Source organism: Erysipelothrix aquatica (assembly GCF_009828825.1).
In the GTDB taxonomy this organism is placed as follows: Bacteria; Bacillota_I; Bacilli_A; order Erysipelotrichales; family Erysipelotrichaceae; genus Erysipelothrix; species Erysipelothrix aquatica_A.
Map to the genome: position 1 here is coordinate 262,738 of NZ_WTTA01000003.1, position 22,727 is coordinate 285,464.

Sequence of the window (22,727 nt, forward strand, 5' to 3'; positions counted from 1 at the left end):
AACAAAAAAAGCATTAATTCTGCTCTTCTAATTCTTTTATTCTTTTTTCTATTTTTTCTTTTAGTTCATTTAAATCGTTGATTGTCTCTCGGTTATCAGTGAATGTTCTACCTGTTGATAACCCTCGTGAATAATCTGCCTTATCTTTGTTTCGTTTCATCCATTCACGGCTTGCACGACGTTGTGCTTCACTTGATTTGAATTGTTCATCATTTGACATTTTAACCGATCCTGACCATAATAAAGTTATAAAGCAAGACCGTTTAAGACGGTAATATATATTACTGAATAACTATCTCAGCAACTGGCTAAAGTGTAAAGATGGTTATTTTTTTGTGTTGTTTTGAATTAGTAACACCAATGTAGTGAATGCTATCATTGATGTTAGTGCTTCGTAAACTAACACTTGCTGGCCTTTCCTTTCTAGGATTAGGCAGTGCATATGATTTTCACATAATGAATTTCATGAGCATCACCACCTTTCCATTGTGGATTTGTGGTGCCACCATCTTGTAACTTTCTTATCTTATAAATACCATAACCTAGGGTTATAGATGAATCAACTAATTCTATGCATTTATTTCAATATATTTAAAAAGACACCGAAGTGTCTTAAAGGTTAGAAGTAGAGTTACTATTCTACTTTACTACTATATCACGATTTAGCGTGTCAATTTTGACAAGATATGACATTCTATCTTGTCAAAATTATTTCCCCTTGGCTAAACCTATCGGTTTATCCCTAATTACCTGCCTCGTTTAATTTTGTTATTGCAAATGGTTCAGATGTGTTTTCTGTATCAATTACACTATAAATGGTCTCATTTTTTTGATATTTTAAACCACTTTCATATGCTATTGTTGCGTAAAAATCATCACCCTCTTCTTTGGCGACAAAGAATACAAAATTTTCAGGGTCGTTATTTTCAAGGAATGTCCTACTTGTAGGGTTGGTTCCAAAATTATGAATAAATAACTCATTTTGATCTAGTTCTTTAGGGTCCTTCTTCATTTTGATTATCTCATCTTCTGTATATCCTGACGCTTTCATTAGTTCTTCGCTCTTTTCCCGAAACACCCTTTCATAGAATCCATTATCTTCTACCTTTTGAATATACTCACCTCTAGTCATTACTCCTCCAGGCACTTGGATTATTATTTCCTTTTCTTGTATATCCCCTTTGTATACTTCGTCAACAGAAACTACAAATTTAGTCACAATAACTCCATCTATATCTACATCTACAGACTCTACGTTTTTGATTGTGCCGCTAACTATATAAGGGGACAAATCTATAAATTCATCTGGGTCTGTGATATCAACTTCAAAATCCGCTATCACAGCAAATAGTTCAGTACCGTCAATGTCAATGTCAGATGTGAATAAAGTTTGCTTTTCTATTTTTGTTGATTGCTCTTTGTTTCCACACGCAACCAACATAAATGACATTAGAATTATGATTACTGTTTTTTTCATATTTACCACCTTACTTTTAATGATTGATGATCTAGACAAGTAGGACCAATTACATTTCTACCTTGTTGTCCTTGAGCCATTATAGTATATTTTGGCCAACTGTTATCAGGATGTGCCAACCCCATAACATGCCCTAATTCATGTGCTGCCACAGTTCTCTTTGAATTCACGCCATACCAGAGATTTTGGCTGTCCATATATCTTTTGTTTAATTTTACAACCGTATAATCGTACGGAGTATAATCAGGATGATACTCATTCATTCTATTCTCAGAACCAAATTTTTAAAGATTGTAACTCCTGATGCGCCATAGTTATGGCCTGTTAAAAACTCTGCATAAAACTCAACACTAGCTTCTTGATAATTACTCACTTCATGATAATACATATTGTTTTGTGACCCTGTACAAAGTGGAGATCCTTGGTCTTGGTACTTCCCATCAACTCGTGGTTTTTACCAACCCAAAAGCGCAGAATTCATAGCTGCCATATAGTCTGTCCCTTTTGTGGAACCCCCGTACCACATTGCTATATTATTTCCGTTAGAAATCCTGTATGTAAATTGATTCCCATGTCCATTGAAATCTGCTGCTTTGACAGCATTTCCTGGAATAATTACTAAGAATGAAAATATAACTATAAACAAAATATACAATTTCTTCTTTATTTTTACTCCTTTATGTATTTATTAATCTTATTATATCATATCCCCCGCCATAAATAGAAACCCCTTTCAGTGATTAGATTGTGTAAAATAAGTGTGGAATCCAAAACTGAGATGATTTAGTTGCAATCTTCATCAAATTATCAAGAAAGGAATCCACATGTCTATTCTAACACAAACAAAATGTCCGAGTTATTCAATTCAATTATCACTAAGGTGTCCAATAATCTTAGTGAGCTTATATTTCTGCAAGGTTATGCGAATGGTATTTTTGATTATGTAAATTTGATTGAAAGCATAAGTAAAGTTACCTACGAAGCTGCCCGTATTCTTCTCGAAGAGACTATCCAAGAAATGGATCACAGGTTCAGATACTGTCAACATCGTGTTCATCAATTCTATGTTAAGTGCAAGCGCACAAGAACACGCATCACATCTTTCGGATAAATAAATATAAAAAGGACAATTTACCTCGATCGAATAACCGGAAAGACCTACTGCTATGTTGACAAAAAACTAGGGTTTCCAAAGTACGACCGTTACGATCCCTGTGTAAAGTCCATGCTTGTTTCACTTTATGCTAATCACAACTCAATGATAAAAGTTGGGAAGATTGTCGGCGATAGGATTGGTAATGCATATACGTTCAGTAATGATGATTCATTCACTATTTCTAGACAAACAGCTATCAACTACATTCGTAGTGCAAAAATGTTTGATGTGACCGTACCGAAACAGGAAACACCTGCGACTATATATTATGGCGGGCGAGAAGTATGTTCACTTAAATACTGGAAAGAATAAAATGGTCAAGTCTACAGTTGTATTCGAAGGCATTGAAGGGTATAGATGACGAATAAACATCACATAATGGGTATGCGCGAAATGTTTTGGGAAACAGTCTCAGACACCCTTCATGAGTGTTATGATGTACAGAAAATCAAAAAGATTTATTTCATAGGTGATGGAACGCCTTGGATTAGAAAGTCAAAGAAGTTCATGTCTTTAGAGAATACGAGAAGTAAATTCTTGCTTGATAAATTTCACTTTAAACGAGCCCTGAACCGGATTACAAAAGACAAGCATATTCAGGCAACACTTCAGGAAAACATTTTAGAAGGTCAAGATGAATCCTTTGATAGACTCATTGACGTTATACGAAGTAATAACCCCGAGAGACTGGATTCCATTAATCAACAGGTGAAATATCTTAAGAATCAACAACGAGGTATTAGACAGGCATATAAGCACAATGTAAGGTGTAGTATGGAGTCATCCATATCGCACACACTTGCATCTAACTTCACACGTAACTCAAAAGTATACGCTCAAGATAATCTAGAGATATATGTTAATCACAGAATGAATCATTTAAACGGATACAATCTAAAAACCTATACATGCAAGGTCTTTCGGTCATGAATGATAACGACATCAAATCACTGAAGGACTCAAATGTTGATTGGTCGATTTTGAAAAGAAAAAGCACCAAACAAAGTTTGATGCTAAAAATTATTTAAAGGCTTTAATCGTCAGATATGAGAATTAGCGAAATCAATAAAATGCTTCATGACATAAGGTTGAATTTTAGGGTAGGTGCAACTAAACTCAAATTTTTCAAATAGTCCAATACAGGCTATTTCACTATTAGGAAGCTCTTCAAATTGGTCAATTTCTGCATAATACACCATCGCATAACTTCCGTTTGCTTTAAAAATAAATGAACGTTTTATAGTGTACTTTATTGCTCCGGTTTCTTCAAATAGTTCCCTATTTGCCATTTCGCTAATTGTTTCCCCGTGCTCATGTCTGCCTCCAGGAATTTCCCATATTTCTCTCTCTTTATGTTTACATAGTACTGGAATGGCAACACCTATAAAGACAAATTAACAATAGAATGTTGCTCGTATTCTAATGGTGTTTTATACTCCAATGCTGCGTGGAGACGTTTGGAGTTAAACCACTCAACATATCTACCAAACTCATAATTCAATTCCTCAAGTGTTGAGAAAATATGAATTCTGACAAACTCTGTTTTGATTGTCTTGAATAGTGTCTCGGCAACGGCATTGTTATAAGGATTACCCTTACGACTTAGTGACCGTTCAATTCCAAATGTTGGTAAGACATCATCAATTAAATAGTTGTTAAATCCACTTCTCTATCTGAGTGAAAGTACTTAATGTTACCTAAATTTGAATGTATCTTTGCAAACGCCTTATGAACCAGTTCGACGTTTTTCTTTTGCCCACAACTATATTCGGCGATTTCACGATTGTGTAAATCAATGATGGTGCATATGTAATTCCAAGTGTGCCCAACTCTTACATACGTTAAATCACTGACTACTAATTCAGGCTGCTTACGATCATCAGATTCCCGATTGACTACATTAGTAGTAATACTCTCGTTAACGATTGACTTGTATGGACGTTATTTCTTGTTTGTATAGACTGACACTAAGTCATTATTGCTCATAATTCGTGTAATAGGTCTGCGTGATAAGGCGATTTCTTCAGAAGTTCTATAGTCAGATGCCTTGAATGAACCACTCTTTTTGTAACATTTAATCCATCCATAAATCACAAATGCATGAAGGTCATATTCTCGCTCAATATCAAGCGCAGTCTTGCCGCTGTTATAAAGCTCAACGATTTGCTTCTTGAAATCCTCACTATATCTTTTTCTAGTCACACTATGCTCCTCGCTTTCTAATATTATAGTGTGTCTATCAAGAAAGTGTCATCTAAAGTGTAGACCATCCATATTTATTCTTAGGTAACTTGCAACTTTTTCTATATTATATCCGTTACGCAGATACAGTTCATGGATAAGTCAAACAACTTTTGCAAGTTCTTCATTAATCTTCAATTTGTATCCCTTAGCATTTTTACTCTTATATTGATCATATCCATAAAGGCATCCATGGTTTGCATAATTTCCATTTTCGAATGACTTTATCATTCCTGTTACAGCTCTTTGTCGAGTTGATCCAGTTCCCTCCATCCAATTAAAGGATCTAAACCATACTAAGATTCACCTTCTAGTGTGTAAATGCCTAATGATGGATTAGTAGCAAACTCTCGTTCTGCTTTATTTTCGATTGCAGATTATCTGAATTCTATTTTGTCGATAATTTTTCTACCGACTTTGTCTGCTGTAAGTCATTTCTATCAATGTTCGATCCAGTTTTAGCAGCGTAAAAATTGAAAATGGTGTCACAAGATGGTCGAATGTCATACCATTCCTTGGCTTTCCTACTTCTTTTTATTTGAATATCTATACTAAACTTCTTTGAAAGCTCTTGATTTGTACTTGTGTAGCCGAACTTTGGTTGAGGGTTCTACGAATACATCGAGACAACAACAATAAAAAAAAACGCTTTGAATAGTGAGTATTCCACTTCAAGGCGTTTGTGTATCATATTAATGGTGGCACCTATCTGTTGGTTGTCGAACTAAACGTTCAAACCGTGGCGCAGCCTAATGCAAATCTTAGATATCTCCTTCGTGAATTTATCCTATATTTATTATACCATATTGGCGTAAAGATAGCCAAGCTTTTTTGTAGTTTTTTACCTGTTTTTCAATCAAACAGATTCAGCCTTTTTCAACGTGTCCAATACGTGATTTCTATTCCTTTAGGTAAGCTCTCTATCACCATATGAACAATATAAAGCATTTTCTTATTTATACTCCCCATAAATGTTAAAAGCCGAAAAGTAAGCTTCGGCTTTATGCAATTCAATTTTCCATTTGTATAAATAATAACTTACTTCTTCTTTGGATAATCAAATCCACCTGATACTCCATCGCTACATCTTTTAATTCTACTAATCCCATATAATACTCCCCTGCATAATCCATTGAACTTGATCGATTGAAGCATATAATCTGAACAGCTCGGTTCAAATCTACATCTATTTCGAACGTTCTTGGGAGCAATATTTTGATAAATTTTGATAGATAAGATAACTCCCCTCTTAAGACTTGTCAGAATTATTATTAATATTGAAAGTATCGAAGGAAGCCCCAAAACGTTAGTTAATACTAGATGTGCGAACATACTAATCGAAAAGAAGGCTAAAATTGTCAAACATAAGTATCTATTATGAGTGTTTATTCTTTTATAATTTACACTTCTCGGGTCTTCATGGTTTAGTTCTGGAAAAGCCTCAATAATTGCCCTTGTTAGAGCTTCATTATGACTGTCTTTCACGTTCAAAAACTATCATGTAGTATGTGACTCTTGATTTATCATCGATATTTCCAAGACACCCGGCTTTATTCGCTTGAGTGATTGTTTCAACTGAATGAAATTTCCACCCTAGACTTGCTTCTCTGTTGATCACATCCTGGAAATGTTCTCCTGCAGTAATGTTACTCTTCTTATCCAAGACAATCATATTTCCCATATTAACAACTTTGTACTCATAGTTATTCATTATATTTTTCTCCTTATTTGTATCGTGTTATAGTTGGATTATTCGGACTCCAACCTATCCTTTTCTGCTAAGCAATTTTAGCCGAATTTCACAATTATTCTATCATCATCTGTATAAACACAATCAAGCAACTGACTTTAGATTTAGTTCACTAACCTCGATAACCGTCTCGTCAATTCCCTGAATTTCTTCGTTATTATGTGATGTGTATATTATTACTCTTTGAGGATCTTCTCGCATAAACTCAACCAGAAAGTCACACATGGATTTTTTTCCCTTTGAATCAACAGCATTAAAGGGTTCATCTAGCAATAGGTATTTCGGTTTTTCCACTATTGCCTGTATAAAACGTAACTTTTGTCTCATTCCAAGTGAATAAGTTTTATATAACTTCTTCAACGAATCAGTCAGATCTAATTCTTGAATCAGCAAATTAAGATAGTCAACATCATAAGTATTGTTTATTTTCAATAAATACTCCAAGTTTTGTTTACCGCTGTAGAATGGATAAAATTCAGGTTGATTAATGCTTATTCCTGCATTAATAATTATATTTCCGTTTTTACCTACTTCTCGTTCATCAACGATTATTTTCCCACTATCTGCCCTAGATAATCCAGAAATTAGCTTTAACAGAACACTTTTCCCTGTGCCGTTATCCCCAACAATTCTATAAATATTGCCTTCTGTAAATTGAATATTAATGTCACTAAATATCATATTACTTTTGAACGATTTGCTCACATTTTCAATTGAAATCAATGTAATTCCCTCACTTTCTGATTTTTTAAGTAATCTATACAAACTATAATTATCGAAATGACCAAGTAAACTGTCCCAAAAATTAGATTGGAAACATTGCTCGAGCCTACAATCAACGTTGCGTGCCCAAAAATATCAATTGCGAGAAGTAGTAACAGCATACTGGTCAGGATCGATGTCAAATCCAAGGTGTAAAAATCATCCAAGGCAATGAACACACAAGTAAATAGCACCCCTAGCGACAATAGTTTTGTTCCGATTGTTATTAAATATATTATATCTTCGATATTAATTTTTCTATAGACAGCAAATACTAAAATTGCCAAAATTAGTAAATAAAGTGTAATAAACTCGCACATTATTCTTGTCGTTTGAATTAATTTAACTCGTTTGTATTTCGTTACGGATTGATATCTCGGAAGTTCCATAACTTTATATTCAGAAATTCCCACAGAATCTACAATTGTTGACTTATATAGGCAAAACAAATTAATAAAGTATAGTCCAAAAACAACTGGATTGTACCAAGATAATCCTGCTAGAAATAATGATGGTTCATCTAAGTGAATTGCCTTTAGGTGTACTATGGGGTCAACAACAGAATTGCTAAATAATATCGCCCATACAATAAGTATAATAAATGAACCTAAAAAATAGATTTTATTGAATTTCATACGAATTATTTCCTTTCAGATAAATAACCCATAGGATTAAGATTAACGCAACATGAATAGCTAGTGCAATAAAGTACTGAATGTAACTCATTGAAGACATAAATATTATTGTCGTTCCTATTAATGAGAAACGTCCAGTTTTAAGTATTCCATAAAAAATACTTCCTAGTACATATATGAATAATTTACTAATGTTAAATTTTACTTTTAGGTTAATAAAAATAGCGTTAAGTAGCGTTAGAAGTACAACATTATTAATAGCATTTAGCATATAAGATATTGCTGGTTGTCTAATATTGAACAACGAATCTATCGCAAACCACACAGCCATTATCGATACACTAAAAATTACATTTGAAAGACTGTCTTCCAAAATTGAGAAAACTCTAGAACTTTCTATCCTTGAAAATCTAATTACTTTCATTTGATTATCAACTCTAGTGCTATTCTGAGAAGCTAAAATACAAAAAATCACAAACAGGTATATATTACTTTTTAGTGCAGTGTAATCAATCATTAACTTTTCATCATATGAAAAAAGTATTAAGAAAAAGTAAAAGAGAGAATAAATCAATACTTCTTTAATTTTATACTTCATAGTTGAAAATCCTATATAAAACAAGAATACTAGATATGATTATTGGTAAACAAAGAGGCAATAACATCACTATTGTGGGTGCAATGTACGCACTATTTGACATCACTGCAGATGGTGACAGTAGGAAGTATAGTGTAGATGCCATGTAGCTTACCCCCATTGGCGGCAGTACAAAATTAAATACCGATAATCCAAAATAGAATACGACTAGTACTGTAATCGAATAGGATACTTTGTTGCTTATTAATATAAGTGCACACCCCAATATACTGTAGATAAATGGAACAATAAAAAATCTCAAAAATCCTTCAATCAAGTAATATAAAATTCGATGATTCCAGTAAAACGATTCACCTAAATAGTCCAAAAAAATTGTTTTGAGAGGGCTAGGATGTATCGGTTCAATATTTGTAATTGCTACACCTAATACTAAATAGAGTACATAACCTAAATAAACTGCTGCGCTAACAAAAGTTGCATATTTTAATAATTTGCGTAATTCAAATTTTCTAATGTTACATTCTCTAGAATATTCAAACTTTCTCAAATATTTTTGATTTGTAAAAAACATAAGTATTGCTACGATAGCAAATGCAATTATCACAATTTGAAACATTCTTGTACCATCTAAGATGTAGGTTTCGAACTCGCCCACACCATTATAATACGCATCACCAAATGTCATCTCACCATATACAGATTCGTCAATTACTCTGTTAAATTTTCCTGAAATTAGCAGTCGAATCAACGTGAATACAGTTCCATACCCCAAAAACGACGACAGCTCATTGCCGAAAATCATCAAAAGGAAAGTAACGAGCATTATCGCAAAAAAAATATATTTGTTGCTTTTCATATAGCTATTCTCCTTAGATAGCAAAAAAGGGTACTCCCCTTTTTTGAAATTGTTTATAAATAAATTGAATCTTGACTAAGGTCGCCAGTTACCACCAACATAAGTATATGGATCAATCCAGTTTTCTCTACCAGCATAGAGTGTATAGTATCCACCTCGTCTTGTTCCTGTTCTTTCAATATCAAAATCACGGTTTTTTTCGTGAGGTTCGAAGATTATTGTTTTTCGCCCCCACATATCAGCATTGTGATTCCAAACACCGAAATAAAGCCTGTACGTCCCTGAGTCGCTATCTTGAGCTTGCCAGCGAATACCAGTTTGCGAATCAGTTTCTTTGTAAAGTTTCTTTGAAACTGGCATATATTGATATGCTACAGAACCACCCCAATTATAATAAAACGCTGCAAAAGCTGTACTTGTCAGTGCAGTCATCAAGAAAATCGATAAGACTAATACTAATCCAATAGTTCTCTTACTTCCAGTATATTTCATTATTGGTTCCTCCTAAATATATTGTAAGTGAAGTAAAGCCATTAATCAACATAAATTGATTTAATGATTGTGTGCAATACGTGTAAAATATTAATTAAATAAATACTCGAGAATTGATGGCTAATACCACCGACGTTAGTCTATTTTATATTTAAATCTATTATTACTCGTTTAACGAGACCATAATTTTCTTTTTTTACTCAGACAAATTGCACTATTAACAATGCTAAAACATAATATTCTATTTCTGCAGTCACGATCCACTCTATACTATAATCTGTATAAATCATTTTCTCACTTTTTAACACTCCTCTTTAAATGATAAAAAGCCGAAGAGTAAGCTCCGGCTTTATCCAATTCAATTTTTCCATAACACATTGTTCAAATTTTTATTTACCATATCGACATCAATCAGCTTTATTCGCCTTTGAGCAACTTTTTGTTTTTGCTTAATGCTTTGAGAAAACCAGTAAAAATCATTTGATGCAGATTCCCATAATCCTTTGAGATAATCACGTCGTTCATCTTTAATTCGCTTCTTTTCCTGATTATAATACCTTCTGATAATTTCGCCGTCATTATAAAGGTCTGTAGCAGATTTTAGTTGCGCATCGAATCTCTTAAGTTGCCTTTTCATTTTTTCATGCATTTCATTGTCACTTTCTAAAATCAATCTCATTGTTAATTGCTCTGCGACTTCTTCTTCAAGTTGATTTTCTGCGTACCTGGAATTGCATTGTCTGCAATGATAATATCGGTACTGACGGTTCTTAACGGTATCATTAGTACAAATATTTTTACAACTTGAGCATAATACTTGTGTATAAAAAATATGCTTGTTTTGACTTTTATGACTTCTTGCTCGCTGTTTAAGCAAAGAATGCACTTGTTTTTTTATGTCGATACTCACAATGACCGGCGCGATTCCAAGCCCGGCAAAGGTTCTATTTAAATCATCTCTTACGATGATATCACAGTATACTGTACTTCTCAGAATCTTTCTTATGATGTCATGATTCCATGTTCGTTCTTCTGCTATCCTATTTAATCTTATAAAACTTGCTACTTTTTCTACATTATATCCATCACGTAGATAAAGTTCATGAATTAGTCTTACAATCTCAGCGTGTTCCTCATTAATTCTGAGTTTATATCCTTTAGAGTTCTTGTTTTTAAATTTATCGTATCCATAAGGGCATCCTGGGTTTGCATAATTTCCACTTTCAAATGATTTTATTATTCCTGTTACTGCTCTTTGACGAGTTGCTTTAAGTTCCCTCCACCCAATTAAAGAGTCTAAACCATATTGAAACCCACCTTCTAATGTATAGATATCTAACGAAGGGTTATTGATAAACAACATTTCTGCTTCATTTTCAATTACAAATTTTCTGAATTCCATGTTGTCAATAATCTCTCTACCTACCCTATCCGTTGCAGTTACTAGGACAAGATTAGTGACACCTGATTTAATGTCTCGTTTCATCTGTTGCAAGTCATTTCTATCAGTATTCGATCCAGTCTTGCCACCATCAGAATAGATAATAATGTCACAAGTTGGTTTGATGTCATACCATTCCATAGCTTGCTCACTTCTTTCTATTTGACTCTCTAAACTAAAACCCTTTGAAAGTTGTTGTCGAGTTGATACCCTTGCATAAATACAGGGACGAATGTTTGGGTGTTCCTGAAGACGTTCTATTAAAGTTTTAAAAATCATATTTTTCTCCTATAGAAGAGCGCTCTAAGTTTTTGCATGCTTATTTATCATATATTTGAAAATTGTTTAAAACAAGTATATTTTTTTTAGGCCACATATCAATGAAGTAAATAAACAAGTTATCTCTATTGTTTGAAATTGATTAGTCTTATTCCTAAAATGAAAAAGAGCAAATTCATGCTCTTCTTTGTTTTATATTATTATATTGCTAACCTACAGATATTCCTCAAAAAGTTTACTGTTTGCTATTTCTAACTTCCCATAATAGTTCATCTAGCTGCTTGCTAATTCTCTTATTGTTAATATAGTATCGCACACTCAATATTATCAAAAAACCTACTACGATGATGAATCCCACAAGAATTAACATAAATTGTCCTACGAAAAACTCGAATACCTGGCGTAATCCTTCTGATGAACCACCCGCCATTTTTTCCAACTCTTCAATTGTTGTTGTGCTTAACCAGTCTAAAATTGTCATATTCCCTCCCAAGATTTACTCTTTTCATTTCTCATAATACCATAAATTAAAAGATAACAAAAATAATGGATTATTCCTTTTCGTTATAATCTCCATTACATTCGGAATCTCTATGACTTAATTTTATAAATTCACTACTTTGCAAAAACTGTTCCACTTCATCGCTATTTCTTATACAAATCCCTTTTGTTTTTATTATTTCATATGCTTTAGCCAAGACCTCATCATTATATCCATATAGGCCATATGATGCCTTTAGATAACTAAGATCATGTAAAGCATTGTTGTACTCAAACACTCGAATTAGTGTATCTGATAAATTGTCACCTTGTACAATCCACTCAATTACATCATCAATATTAATTTTTTTCATAATTACACTCCCTTTTCTATTTCTATACCCCAAATAACTATTAGACTTTTATATGTAAGCGGGGTAAACCCCGCTTTTTTCTTGACTATTTCAATAGCTTATAAATATATTCTCTATCTTCGTCACTGTATGCCGGATAGCGATTTGATATTTCAAAATTACCACTTTCGTTTATTTCTAATGCAACTTTTTTTAATCCACTTACAAAGAAATAGATTGGTTTCTTAGCCCATTGTTTAACTAAACCATTCTCGATAAGTTCTACAGTTTTAGCACTCATAGACTTTTTATCATTTTCTGATTTTTGTTCTAATGATTCTAAGTAAGCAATTTTGTTCTTTAATTTCGTGATATCTGCTCCGTATGTTTTTTTAGGTCTATCATTATTTTTATCACGAGTTTTGTTATAGGTTTTCGCTTCCTCATTCGCTTGCTCTAATTTGTAGAGTTTATCTTTAAAGTATTCAATATTATTTACACTTGTTTTTGCTCCAATTGTGGCATATCCTGTTTTACCGACTACATGAACATCCTTAATCAGTTCATTATCATCTTTGAATTGCTCAACATGTTCAAGCATTTCAATCCTGTCATTCTGTTTATCAAGCTCATCCATTTTGTTAAATGCTTTCTGTTGTAATTGCTTGCTTCGTTTGTATATGTCAGGTCGCCCAATTATATTGGGTTGACCTAATGGAATTTTTCTACGTTCATCACGTGCTTCATTTGTATACTGTTCTACTTCATTTTGTAGGCGATTCCTTTTATTTACTGCTCTATCTAATTCGTAACTCATATATTTGCTCCCTAGCCTTTCGGCTCTTTAATTTTGTTTAAGCGCTTGATTCATAATAATTTTTGATATTTCTTCATAGCCTGCTATTTGCATCATATAAGCGATGTGTTTAATATCATTAATACCTAAGTCATACCATCCGCCATGTTGTACAATATCGCCACCAACTTTATCAGTTTTCGTATCAATCCATATTCTTCCTTGTCTGTGTGAGAATCCGCTACGATAATCAAAATCATACGCTGTGAGTGTTTCACTAATTGTTTCTGTTCTAACTTTCATTTTTATTTCCTTTCGTAACCTTTCGGTTCGGTTCAATCCAATTAACTTTTTTTGTGAGACTGGCTACTTGCTTTAGGTTTGCCTATCTCTTTAATTGGTAAGAACGTTTATAGACGTCTTATATCTTTGTTTAGATTTACGGAAAGGATTGCGAAGCAACTTGCAAAGTCCTTGTAGTGGATCCAAACTAAGATATAATTAAGGGCAAACGTTCAAATTAAAGAGATAGGAAACAGATTTGCAACTGCAAAGCTGTTAGCGGTTTTTCATGTAGAATTGTTAGACAAGACGTATGAAAACGTTATTGCTGAAAGCAATTAACTTTTTCGTTCGACTTGGCGTTAAGACAAGTCCTAATGAAAAATAACTGATGTCAATAAACTGCAGGGCGGTAGTTTCCCCTGCAGTAAGAGGAAGATTATATTTGCGCCATTTTTATGGCCACAAATATAATACGCTCTGGTTATTTACTTCAGTTAAGCATCGGCTCTCCAAAGCCGTTAAAAAACTCTTTTAAGGTGGGGCTTGGGGACATTGATTGCGCGCGATCAATGTGGGCAAGTGAAAAGGGATGCTATGCAGCACCCCTTTTCATATCTTTTAATTATCTATAAGAATACATCAATATTCGCGGTCTGCATTTTCAGTTCGCACGTGACCAAATTCTCTGTTTTCAAAATCTTCTGCGCTAAGGATAATGGAAGATGATTTATAATCATCTTCTACTTTATCCAGGGCAATACTTTCGGCTTCAGTTTTTGTAGTTGCAGGTATATTATAGGTAACCTCACGTATCAACGTTTCTTCTACATAGCACGTTACTTTATAATTTTTCTTCATTTACAAGTTCCTCGATGTGAGAGTGGTTTTCGCCACTCTCGCTCTCTTCTTTATTTTTATTGTTATCATAACTTGGATATGTTCCGTCTAGTAATTGTTTTTCTAAATCACTAGGTTTGTAACCCAATCCGATGATAAAGTCATAAACGTACTGTAGAAACTCTGCATTGTATTTTGAGTATTCCCCTTGATGTCCATAACAGTTAATATCTTCTTTATCAATTGATAAGTAAACTGAAGCAATCATAATGTTATTAGCACGTGCATTTCCAATTTCACGAGTAGCACGTTTATTCAATGTTTTACTTATAAAATATCCCCTGTCTTCTTTATCATATAATTCATAGTTGAGTAATGCTTCAAGTTTATCTTTATCAGGTACAAATGTTCGACCGACATTGAGCATATTCTCTGTGAGTGTTTTTGTAAGATGTTTTACCATAGGCTCTGTAATCTTACCTTTTACAAGTTCTTTCATGAACTCATATCGTAAGTTATAAGCAGATACGAATAGTGGTTTCAGTTCTTTTCGAGTTCGACGTACTTCACGATTACGTTCACGCTCTGCTTCTTCGGCTTCTTCATTACTTGATGTGTTAGATTTTGAAACTAAGTAATATAAATAAAATCGCCAATTATTTTTTTGATATACATACGTTTTTTCACTGTCAAGTCCTGTTCTTAAATATTCAAGCAATTCTGTAAGTTCTTCTTCATCATCTGTTGACAAGGTACGGTCATGACGGTGTATGTTGTAATCGTTGTCTTCAATCATGTATAGTTCCACTTCGTTCAAGACTTCTAGCACCTTGTTGTCACGTTTTTCTTGTTCTTGGTCTTGGTAGGCTTCTTCAACTTCCATATTGAAATTATCAGTACCTGCATGTTTGAGCAGTTCATTTCGTTTCTCAATATCATCAATTCGTTCAAGATTGATAAAATCATCAATTGAGACGTTCTGTGCGGATTGTACCTTTTCTGTATCAAGTTTAAGCATTTGCTTGCGATTTCGTAATGTCGACTTACTGAAGCCTGTTTTCTTAAGAATATCCTTATCGCTCATTCCAAGGTCTAAACACTGTTGAATACCTTGTGCTTGTTCATAAGGAGTTAAGTCCGAACGTTGCATATTCTCGACCAGCATTGTTGCTACTTGTGTTTTATCGTCCATTTCAGTAATCACACATGGCACTTCTTTAAGTCCTGCAAGTTTACTTGCTTCAAGTCTTCTGTGTCCGATGATAACGGTATACATTCCGTTATCATCAGGTACAACTGTAAGGTTCTGTAAGATACCACGTTCTTTAATACTATCTGCTAATTCCGTAACATCACCAACGATTAATCGTGGGTTCTTTGGATGTCCTTGTAATTTTTCTAATTGGATATTTGTAATCATAATTTTGCTCCTTTTATATTTTCTAATCTGTTTATATTTCTATTTGGCATTACATTAATGAACTGTTGTAGTTCATCAGATATAAAGTCGATTGTTGGACTTAATCGAAGTATTGTCTCAATCAATCTTGGATTATCAGAGAGTGACCAATGTGACGTATAGAGTGTTTCATGACTAATATTGCACTCAACATTTAATGTTTTCGTTGCTATATCGTGATAGATAAGAAACCACTCCGATTTAAAGTGAATTTCATTATTCATGTTTATCATTTACTCCTAAATAACAGATATATAGCATACTTCCCATAAGACCAAAGAAAATTATATTCATATTAATACCCTTTCAAGCCACCGCTTGCCTTTCTTTACGTTCTTTCCAATTAACTTTTTTTGTGAGACTGGCTTCTTGCTTTGAAGCTTTTCTCATTTGTTTAATTGTAAAAGATCGTTTACGGACGTCTTGTATCATGTTTGAAGTTGATCGAGTACAAGGATTGCGAAGCAACTTGCGAAGTCCTTGTATAAGATCACAAACATGATAGAACTAAGGACGAAACGGTCTCAATTAATAAATGAGATGCGCACTTGCAACATGCAAGTGTGCTTAGCGATTTTTCATGTAGAATTGTTAGACAAGACGTATGAAAACGTTATTGCTGAAAGCAATTAACTTTTTCGTTCGACTTGGCGTTAAGACAAGTCCTAATGAAAAATGAATGATGTCAACAAAGACCAGGACACTTTTGTGTCCTGGTCTAAGAGGAAGATTATTTTTGTGCCATATGTTTTTATGGCCACAAAATAATACGCTCTGGTTGTTTACTTCGTTCAAGCAAATCTTTCATGATTTTACCAATAAATTTCAAAACTGTTCACGCTAAACGTTTAGACTTAATTGTTTATCTCGATGATAGTTATGCAATGTTAGATCGAAATTAAAGGATTCAAACTCATCTACATAAACAATGATATTGTCTTTATTTCCGTTACTATCAACATGTGTATTTGTTTCAATGACTTCCCTAAGCTGCACCAAGTTTGAAGGTATAATCCAAAAAGTAATGTACTTCTTTTGATGCAAACGTTTTATTTTTTCGACTGTACGCTTATTTCCCTTCGAATGCAATTCGATTTCAAATGCATAGTCATCAATTTTAAAATCAGGAATGGCCATATTTTTTCTTTGACGACTTAATTCTCTCATAAACATTTTTTGGTTGAATGCTTGTTTTTTTACATTCAGGTAATGCTCAAGTTTAATATCGCGATCCGTTTGTACATCACGTAGTTTGTACTTAAAGTTATTATCTTTCATAACCTTGAAGGCAACCCTTGCAATCAAATTATTATGATAACTCTGCTGGCCAACATAGGTGGCACGTTTTCGTTCATGAGATATTTTATGCCAAACTTCATTAATAAAATTACATCCCTTTTGAGTAAGAAAATAATCAAATTTATGAAAACTTCCAGCACGATACTTTTCAACCAAACCGTAATCAATGTACCTATTCAATCGTCTTGTTAAATTGGTTGAGCTTGTAAAATATTCACTCACATATAAATAAATTGAATCCACACTCATCGACTTAAATTTATCCAATAGAGTCAAAATTTGAAGATCGTACAACTTCAACTCTAGCCGTTTATTAGGGTTATCGGGATGGTTCAATATTTTTAAAATTCCCATTTTATCAACTCCTCAATATTTAGTATTTTTATGTATCCACTCATCGACTTGAGTGATAAATTTACCTTCTTCGTTTGTGGTTGTCGAAAGTATAATCACGTCATTATTCCCACAATCTTTTATTAGTAAAAGATTACTATTTTTGTCTTCCATAAGTACCCTTATTAAGTTAGAGTGTTCCAGGTTATCAAGTGCATTTCTAAACTCACATTCATTCTTAAATTCTTCTAACCAACTTTCTTGAAATCTCTTAGTACTCATAATAAATTCCTCTCTGCGTAATTCGCTTTCAAAACCCAAAAGTCCTTTGAATAAAAAGTTACCATCAAACAATTCATAGTTTGAATTGTTTGCCCTAGTCAAATCATGACCTCATTAAATTTCTTCTACCTATGTCATGATTTGATGGTTTATCTTTTGTTTTATCTTTGTCTTTTGCTTTTGTTTTTTTCTTTGTTTTTTTACTTTTGGGACACACCCCGTACTCTCTACTTATACTTTTATTACTCTATCCACTCGCCACGCTTGTTTAGTTTCCAAATTGGTACAATTAGGTACGTTGTGTGTGTGGGGTTTTCTCTGTTAGGAGAAAACCCCACACACACAAAACAGCGTGGCGAGTGGATATTTCGTTGTTATTAAATGTTGTAACTAGGATAAACACGTTATCCTAGTTGTTTATCCTAGTTAAATTACCTTTTATACCTCGTAATCACTACTATCAGATATTGCATTTTCATTTTTAGCATCACCGTTATTTTGAGCAGATAACTGTTTTTCCATCTTCTTCAGTTGCTCAATTAATTTCATGTTTTCCATTTTTATATCGGTATATTTTTTCCTATATACATCATGTGATTTCTGTTCTTCAGAAGTTATTAACTCAGTTTCATTTTCAACTGCAGCTACATCATGTTGTACATTTTCAAAATCATCTGCATACTCATTACTCAAATTCAATGTTACATCATCTGTTTGTACAAGATTTATTTCACTGTAATTTTCCTGATTTGACTCGCCTGTTAGATGGCGAAATAATCGTTCTTTATTCTGTTCAATATCCGAGTGTTTTGTTTTTTTCTTACTATCTTTCACATTCACAAATGGCACTATAAATTTAGCATAATCGCCATTTTCTTTGTTGATCCAATAACCATAAATTTGAGGTTTTCCGTCTTTTGATTGTTCCTTATGGAGGTCTTTAATCATATCCGGAGATACCCGAAATTCACGACCTGAACGCATGCTTCCTTTTTCAGAGTAGCCGGTCGCATAATCGACTTGACGTGTATGAATAATACGTTCATAAGTTCCAAATATTTTTGACATTTCTTCTGCACTTTTTGTGTCATTCATTTTAAGCGCATAGAACATTTGACAGTTATCGACTAACTGTCTTCGAACATGTTCACTCACGATATCTAAGTCAGAAATTGACTGTGTTCCATATATTGATGTAACATGCGCATCTCTCGATTTGTTTGCAATCGTGATTAATGTATTCTTAAAATAAGTGGCCATTTCATCATAAATACCCAAGCTATCAATCACTTCTTCATTTCCACCAAGCACCTCACCTATGCATCGTCCATAAGCTTGAATCACAGCATTACCCATACCATAACTAAAATCACGATACTTAAATTCATTCAATAAAACCAAGACGATATCTTTATTACGATAGGCATCTTCCATTCTAAAAACGTTCTTTGCATCGAAGAAGTATTTTCCCGCTCCTTTATAAAGTACCTCAATCGATGAATAAGATGATTGCACATCTTCTCCGTATGTTTTGATCAACAAGGTTAGTTCATCACTCCAGTATTCACCGATTTCCTGTTCGTGAATTTCTATATACTCTTTCAAATAAATTGGGTTTGTAAATCTAATAATATTTTGCATTGTCATTGGTATATCTTTCATATCTAACATAAATTCAAATAATGTTAACCAATACGAAGACAAGGTATTTTGATAGTATTCATTTTCCCATTTTCCGATATTGATCAATGTATCGAGAATTTCCTGGGGTGTTTTCCCACTAAAGAGATCGATACTTGATGTATTGAATTCATCATTCAAATTGATTATATGAACCTTTCGATTAAATACCTTTGCAAGTTTCGTGATGACATCATATAAAGAATATTTAACCTGCGCGCCCTTCCCATCAACAACGAAGATAAATTTACCTTTGACGAATGCCTCATAAACATAGTTAAGTATCAAAGCAGTTTTTCCACCGCCTGTTGTTCCGACGATAAAAATATTAAATCGTGCATCGAATGATGGTTTTATAAGCTTATTTGCATTCGCATTTCCTTTTTCCATATTCCAACGTGGACTCGATAATACTATTGCAAAGCCACACATTTCGACCAACAAAAAGACTGCACGAATTGGACTAAGAATAAACGCATCTTTAATAAATGCGAAAAACATGCTAAATATGTTTTGTTGATTACCCAGAATTTCCGCAACATTCATATCGAGTGAGAATTCGCTAAAAATATCAATGGACTGTACATTCCACAATAAATATCCGAATAGCAAGCCCGCTGCACTTGCATAAAATATCCACGCTCTCACTTTTGATTTTAAAAATAGATGGACAACCTTATAAATCAACAACACCAACACTGGTGTTATTAACAGTGGTAACCCATAGTACATAAGTAAATTAACTACTTCTTTGTTCATTGATATTTCCATAAAATCACTCCTTTTTAACGTACTTCTAATTGAATGGCAATATATCGAGTGGATCCAACACGTTCCAGTTCTGGTCTCTTACTTCGAGATGAAGATGGCAACCTGTACTCAATCCTGTTGACCCAACGTTTCCAATCATCGAACCCTTTTCAACTCGATCACCCACACTATATGGGGTTGGAAACGCAAAGTGAAAGTATCGAACAATAAGACCTTCTGGTGTTTGCACTTCTAAATGGTATCCTCGGCCACCATCATAACTATTTCCCCATACATTCCCTGCAGAAACTACAGTTCCCTCTTGTGCTGCATAAATAGGTTCTTCACAAATATTTTTGTGATTGTAAATCATATCCAGTCCGTTATGCTCAACAAGCTTTCCAAACGGTGCATACCATCCAACTCCATCACCAAGAACTATTTGTTCGCGAAGTGGAAGTATCCACCCCTTTACACCATTTACATCAATACCACTTCGATCTAATCGATGTTCATAGTATTCGATATACTCTACGATTGTTGATGTACTCAACACATTAAACATCGATTTAAAAGTTTCGATGCTCCTCAACGAATCTACATAGTCATAAACCGGTACAAGCTCTTTGGTTTCCGAATTCATTCTTTTTGCTATCATCGTATCTAGTAACTCATCATTGGGTATGACAACGCCACTTAGCCAAAGTGGAATTACAATTTCATTGTTTTTAATACCTGTTCCACTTGTCTTTTCACCCACTCGTTTTAGAAGCTCATATGTTTTTTCACCGTTATTCTTAATTTGACTATCAATAAGCCGAGTTATCTCATTTTCTCCGGTGAAGAAATCACCCACACTCTGAAGTACATTTCCTACAGCTTCTATCGGTTCAAGGAAAGATTGTACTACACCAAAAATTGGGACAATCATTAACAATGCAATCGCTGCAATCATTCCAATTTTTTTCATAGTCCAAGACCTCCAACCAATTGCTCAATTACGATACGAATCATATTAAGTACCCATAAACATAAAGCCACCTTCATTAACATTGACATTCCATATGGTTCATAAGGATGTTGTCGACTGCTCATCATTAATAAAGTATTTGAAATTAATAGACTTATTAAGCCCAATGTAATGACTGAACTTTCTACTGGAGAAACCGAATAGAAAAAGGTAAAAAGTATGTACAAAGCGACAACTTGAATAAAGACTAATATAAATTGCCTTTGTTTAAAGATATCATTCACTCTAATATTCTCGTTTGATTTTAACACTTGATGACTCACAACTAATGAGATACCGCAGATTGATATCATTCCCAAGACACTAATTAGTAAACTCATTTCAAACCCTCCTTTTCATTTTTAGATGCTTAGCTTCCATCTTCACTACGATACTCACTGACAATTTTAGAAAGTCTAAGATTTGGATACATCCTGTTTGATAACCAATTATTAAGTCTTATAACTTCTTTTTCTTCATCAGTAAAAGCCCAATTTCTCTGAATTAGTTTCATAACTACCCATCCATCTCTCAATAAGACGTAGCAAGGTTTTCCTAGTATCATACTGTACATTAGGAGAATACTTGCTAAATCTAGGTAAGGAATCCAAAAAGCAAAAAATATGGCCCCAATCAATACTAAAAACACTTCAAACACATGCAACCTTGTCATTTTTATTCCGATTAAATGATCAATAATAATTGCCATTACGCAAGCTACAATGCTATTAGTTAATAGCAAGATTGATAGTGTGTTAAATACTTTATAAGGATTAAATTCTAATACAACGATTTCTCTGGGTTGAATCCAGAAATAGTCCCTAGTAGTAAAGAGTATTGTTAATAATGAGAAACTTATTAGAATGCGGGCTGTCTTTTTCAAGAATAGCGCCATCACATCTTTTCTATTCGGTTTGTAATCTTCATTCAATTCAATTTGCGAATATGCTAGATTATATTTGTACATTAAAAGTCCTTTCTAACACGATAACCTATACCGCGGTAACTAATTACAGTCGTAATAAGTCATTAGTTGAAATCATTCATTATAAAAGATAAAGCAAATAAGTATAATACCAATAAATATAGGTATAGATGCAGCAACATCACCAAACCCCACGGAATACACAATCATAGAAAAAATTAGTAAAAGTATACCGATTACAATGGCATAAGTTTTTTTCCTCATTCTTTACTCCCCCCTCTTTAAGTGATAAGTTCAACTCACACTTTAGTGTTTTTCTTACCTTCAATCGTCTTTCTAAGTTTCATTTTTCTCATTAAGTCATTCTCGTAAAATAAGCCCCATGAAGATTATATAAATAGCGATCCACATGAGAATAAATGATAATAAATCAACATTTGAAAAAATGTTTAGGTAAAATGATGCCAACAATAAAATTATTCCAATCACTACGATTGAAATTCCCTTTTTATGTTTCATACGATTTCCTTTCTAAGAAGAGGTATCATCCAA

Annotated in this window: 26 protein-coding genes and 2 pseudogenes; 1 reads left to right on the forward strand and 27 read right to left on the reverse strand. The window is 33.5% G+C overall.

All coding sequences use genetic code 11. From position 1 onward, the window contains the following. Positions 1–13: 13 nt before the first annotated feature. From GVV22_RS07175 to GVV22_RS07190, 4 genes are all read right to left on the reverse strand, one after another. Positions 14–220, reverse strand: coding sequence for a hypothetical protein (locus GVV22_RS07175; RefSeq protein WP_159649447.1), 207 nt, complete (start codon positions 218–220; stop codon positions 14–16). Positions 221–742: 522 nt separating this feature from the next. Beyond that, positions 743–1,477 (reverse strand): hypothetical protein, encoded by a 735-nt coding sequence (locus GVV22_RS07180; protein ID WP_159649448.1) that lies wholly within the window; start codon positions 1,475–1,477, stop codon positions 743–745. Between the two features lie 2 nt (positions 1,478–1,479). After that, the gene (locus tag GVV22_RS07185) at positions 1,480–1,740 is read right to left on the reverse strand and encodes a hypothetical protein (protein WP_159649449.1); all 261 of its coding nucleotides are present in this window, start codon (positions 1,738–1,740) and stop codon (positions 1,480–1,482) included. A 191-nt stretch (positions 1,741–1,931) separates the two neighbouring features. Next, a complete protein-coding gene (locus tag GVV22_RS07190) occupies positions 1,932–2,123 on the reverse strand; it encodes a hypothetical protein (protein WP_159649450.1) in 192 nt (63 codons plus the stop codon). A gap of 867 nt (positions 2,124–2,990) precedes the next feature. On the opposite strand from GVV22_RS07190, the gene GVV22_RS11195 reads away from it, so the two are divergent. Continuing rightward, complete coding sequence (locus GVV22_RS11195; RefSeq protein ID WP_159649451.1) at positions 2,991–3,563, forward strand: UPF0236 family transposase-like protein; 573 nt, start codon at positions 2,991–2,993, stop codon at positions 3,561–3,563. A gap of 110 nt (positions 3,564–3,673) precedes the next feature. Here GVV22_RS11195 and GVV22_RS07200 read toward each other — a convergent pair whose 3' ends face one another. The 23 genes and pseudogenes from GVV22_RS07200 to GVV22_RS07310 all read right to left on the reverse strand — a co-directional run bounded on the left by GVV22_RS07200 (position 3,674) and on the right by GVV22_RS07310 (position 22,694). Then, positions 3,674–4,018: an NUDIX domain-containing protein gene (locus GVV22_RS07200; RefSeq protein ID WP_159649669.1), complete on the reverse strand. Its 345-nt coding sequence runs from the start codon at positions 4,016–4,018 to the stop codon at positions 3,674–3,676. Beyond that, positions 4,015–4,835 (reverse strand): annotated as a pseudogene (locus GVV22_RS07205) (IS3 family transposase). Before GVV22_RS07205 ends, GVV22_RS07200 begins: the two are co-directional and overlap by 4 nt. A 1,152-nt stretch (positions 4,836–5,987) precedes the next feature. Beyond that, positions 5,988–6,206, reverse strand: a pseudogene (gene yidD / locus GVV22_RS11200) (membrane protein insertion efficiency factor YidD); the annotation flags it as partial. Positions 6,207–6,342: 136 nt separating this feature from the next. Further along, the gene (locus tag GVV22_RS07215) at positions 6,343–6,585 is read right to left on the reverse strand and encodes a DUF4177 domain-containing protein (protein WP_159649453.1); all 243 of its coding nucleotides are present in this window, start codon (positions 6,583–6,585) and stop codon (positions 6,343–6,345) included. 123 nt (positions 6,586–6,708) lie between these two features. Next, complete coding sequence (locus GVV22_RS07220) at positions 6,709–7,347, reverse strand: ABC transporter ATP-binding protein (protein ID WP_159649454.1); 639 nt, start codon at positions 7,345–7,347, stop codon at positions 6,709–6,711. Then, positions 7,344–8,021: a hypothetical protein gene (locus GVV22_RS07225; protein ID WP_159649455.1), complete on the reverse strand. Its 678-nt coding sequence runs from the start codon at positions 8,019–8,021 to the stop codon at positions 7,344–7,346. Before GVV22_RS07225 ends, GVV22_RS07220 begins: the two co-directional genes overlap by 4 nt. After that, positions 8,008–8,619 carry a hypothetical protein gene (locus GVV22_RS07230; RefSeq protein WP_159649456.1) on the reverse strand — a complete coding sequence of 204 codons (612 nt, stop codon included), beginning with the start codon at positions 8,617–8,619 and terminating at the stop codon, positions 8,008–8,010. The genes GVV22_RS07225 and GVV22_RS07230 overlap by 14 nt, the downstream gene beginning before the upstream one ends. Beyond that, a complete protein-coding gene (locus GVV22_RS07235) occupies positions 8,609–9,475 on the reverse strand; it encodes a hypothetical protein (protein WP_159649457.1) in 867 nt (288 codons plus the stop codon). The genes GVV22_RS07230 and GVV22_RS07235 overlap by 11 nt, the downstream gene beginning before the upstream one ends. 75 nt (positions 9,476–9,550) lie before the next feature. Continuing rightward, positions 9,551–9,967 (reverse strand): hypothetical protein, encoded by a 417-nt coding sequence (locus GVV22_RS07240; protein WP_159649458.1) that lies wholly within the window; start codon positions 9,965–9,967, stop codon positions 9,551–9,553. Positions 9,968–10,325: 358 nt separating this feature from the next. Continuing rightward, positions 10,326–11,687 carry a recombinase family protein gene (locus GVV22_RS07245; RefSeq protein WP_159649459.1) on the reverse strand — a complete coding sequence of 454 codons (1,362 nt, stop codon included), beginning with the start codon at positions 11,685–11,687 and terminating at the stop codon, positions 10,326–10,328. Positions 11,688–11,922: 235 nt separating this feature from the next. Then, entirely contained in the window at positions 11,923–12,168 is a 246-nt protein-coding gene (locus GVV22_RS07250) for a hypothetical protein (RefSeq protein ID WP_159649460.1), read from the reverse strand. 70 nt (positions 12,169–12,238) lie between these two features. Further along, the gene (locus tag GVV22_RS07255) at positions 12,239–12,541 is read right to left on the reverse strand and encodes a hypothetical protein (protein ID WP_159649461.1); all 303 of its coding nucleotides are present in this window, start codon (positions 12,539–12,541) and stop codon (positions 12,239–12,241) included. An 85-nt stretch (positions 12,542–12,626) separates the two neighbouring features. After that, complete coding sequence (locus GVV22_RS07260; protein WP_159649462.1) at positions 12,627–13,337, reverse strand: hypothetical protein; 711 nt, start codon at positions 13,335–13,337, stop codon at positions 12,627–12,629. Positions 13,338–13,364: 27 nt separating this feature from the next. Beyond that, positions 13,365–13,619: a hypothetical protein gene (locus GVV22_RS07265; RefSeq protein ID WP_159649463.1), complete on the reverse strand. Its 255-nt coding sequence runs from the start codon at positions 13,617–13,619 to the stop codon at positions 13,365–13,367. Positions 13,620–14,240: 621 nt separating this feature from the next. Beyond that, positions 14,241–14,459, reverse strand: a complete 219-nt coding sequence (locus GVV22_RS07270; RefSeq protein WP_159649464.1) for a DpnD/PcfM family protein — start codon at positions 14,457–14,459, stop codon at positions 14,241–14,243. Next, positions 14,443–15,858, reverse strand: a complete 1,416-nt coding sequence (locus GVV22_RS07275) for a ParB/RepB/Spo0J family partition protein (protein WP_159649465.1) — start codon at positions 15,856–15,858, stop codon at positions 14,443–14,445. The genes GVV22_RS07270 and GVV22_RS07275 overlap by 17 nt, the downstream gene beginning before the upstream one ends. A gap of 879 nt (positions 15,859–16,737) precedes the next feature. After that, positions 16,738–17,550, reverse strand: a complete 813-nt coding sequence (locus GVV22_RS07280; protein WP_159649466.1) for a hypothetical protein — start codon at positions 17,548–17,550, stop codon at positions 16,738–16,740. Between the two features lie 12 nt (positions 17,551–17,562). Next, a complete protein-coding gene (locus GVV22_RS07285; RefSeq protein ID WP_159649467.1) occupies positions 17,563–17,913 on the reverse strand; it encodes a hypothetical protein in 351 nt (116 codons plus the stop codon). A 336-nt stretch (positions 17,914–18,249) separates the two neighbouring features. Next, positions 18,250–20,262, reverse strand: coding sequence for a type IV secretory system conjugative DNA transfer family protein (locus GVV22_RS07290; protein WP_159649468.1), 2,013 nt, complete (start codon positions 20,260–20,262; stop codon positions 18,250–18,252). Positions 20,263–20,287: 25 nt separating this feature from the next. Further along, positions 20,288–21,211, reverse strand: coding sequence for a M23 family metallopeptidase (locus tag GVV22_RS07295; protein ID WP_159649469.1), 924 nt, complete (start codon positions 21,209–21,211; stop codon positions 20,288–20,290). Then, positions 21,208–21,591: a hypothetical protein gene (locus GVV22_RS07300; protein WP_159649470.1), complete on the reverse strand. Its 384-nt coding sequence runs from the start codon at positions 21,589–21,591 to the stop codon at positions 21,208–21,210. The genes GVV22_RS07295 and GVV22_RS07300 overlap by 4 nt, the downstream gene beginning before the upstream one ends. A gap of 29 nt (positions 21,592–21,620) precedes the next feature. Then, entirely contained in the window at positions 21,621–22,217 is a 597-nt protein-coding gene (locus tag GVV22_RS07305; RefSeq protein ID WP_159649471.1) for a hypothetical protein, read from the reverse strand. 318 nt (positions 22,218–22,535) lie between these two features. Next, a complete protein-coding gene (locus tag GVV22_RS07310) occupies positions 22,536–22,694 on the reverse strand; it encodes a hypothetical protein (RefSeq protein WP_159649472.1) in 159 nt (52 codons plus the stop codon). Positions 22,695–22,727 lie beyond the last annotated feature (33 nt).

Coding starts and splice junctions, on each gene's coding strand:
- GVV22_RS07255 (WP_159649461.1), bottom strand. CDS start 12,541: ATGAAAAAAATTAATATTGATGATGTAATTGAGTGGATTGTACAAGGT.
- GVV22_RS07225 (WP_159649455.1), bottom strand. CDS start 8,021: ATGAAATTCAATAAAATCTATTTTTTAGGTTCATTTATTATACTTATT.
- GVV22_RS07305 (WP_159649471.1), bottom strand. CDS start 22,217: ATGTACAAATATAATCTAGCATATTCGCAAATTGAATTGAATGAAGAT.
- GVV22_RS07280 (WP_159649466.1), bottom strand. CDS start 17,550: ATGGGAATTTTAAAAATATTGAACCATCCCGATAACCCTAATAAACGG.
- GVV22_RS07250 (WP_159649460.1), bottom strand. CDS start 12,168: ATGACAATTTTAGACTGGTTAAGCACAACAACAATTGAAGAGTTGGAA.
- GVV22_RS07215 (WP_159649453.1), bottom strand. CDS start 6,585: ATGAATAACTATGAGTACAAAGTTGTTAATATGGGAAATATGATTGTC.
- GVV22_RS07275 (WP_159649465.1), bottom strand. CDS start 15,858: ATGATTACAAATATCCAATTAGAAAAATTACAAGGACATCCAAAGAAC.
- GVV22_RS07260 (WP_159649462.1), bottom strand. CDS start 13,337: ATGAGTTACGAATTAGATAGAGCAGTAAATAAAAGGAATCGCCTACAA.
- GVV22_RS07290 (WP_159649468.1), bottom strand. CDS start 20,262: ATGGAAATATCAATGAACAAAGAAGTAGTTAATTTACTTATGTACTAT.
- GVV22_RS07265 (WP_159649463.1), bottom strand. CDS start 13,619: ATGAAAGTTAGAACAGAAACAATTAGTGAAACACTCACAGCGTATGAT.
- GVV22_RS11195 (WP_159649451.1), top strand. CDS start 2,991: ATGACGAATAAACATCACATAATGGGTATGCGCGAAATGTTTTGGGAA.
- GVV22_RS07180 (WP_159649448.1), bottom strand. CDS start 1,477: ATGAAAAAAACAGTAATCATAATTCTAATGTCATTTATGTTGGTTGCG.
- GVV22_RS07270 (WP_159649464.1), bottom strand. CDS start 14,459: ATGAAGAAAAATTATAAAGTAACGTGCTATGTAGAAGAAACGTTGATA.
- GVV22_RS07300 (WP_159649470.1), bottom strand. CDS start 21,591: ATGAGTTTACTAATTAGTGTCTTGGGAATGATATCAATCTGCGGTATC.
- GVV22_RS07295 (WP_159649469.1), bottom strand. CDS start 21,211: ATGAAAAAAATTGGAATGATTGCAGCGATTGCATTGTTAATGATTGTC.
- GVV22_RS07240 (WP_159649458.1), bottom strand. CDS start 9,967: ATGAAATATACTGGAAGTAAGAGAACTATTGGATTAGTATTAGTCTTA.
- GVV22_RS07245 (WP_159649459.1), bottom strand. CDS start 11,687: ATGATTTTTAAAACTTTAATAGAACGTCTTCAGGAACACCCAAACATT.
- GVV22_RS07310 (WP_159649472.1), bottom strand. CDS start 22,694: ATGAAACATAAAAAGGGAATTTCAATCGTAGTGATTGGAATAATTTTA.
- GVV22_RS07235 (WP_159649457.1), bottom strand. CDS start 9,475: ATGAAAAGCAACAAATATATTTTTTTTGCGATAATGCTCGTTACTTTC.
- GVV22_RS07175 (WP_159649447.1), bottom strand. CDS start 220: ATGTCAAATGATGAACAATTCAAATCAAGTGAAGCACAACGTCGTGCA.
- GVV22_RS07230 (WP_159649456.1), bottom strand. CDS start 8,619: ATGAAGTATAAAATTAAAGAAGTATTGATTTATTCTCTCTTTTACTTT.
- GVV22_RS07185 (WP_159649449.1), bottom strand. CDS start 1,740: ATGAATGAGTATCATCCTGATTATACTCCGTACGATTATACGGTTGTA.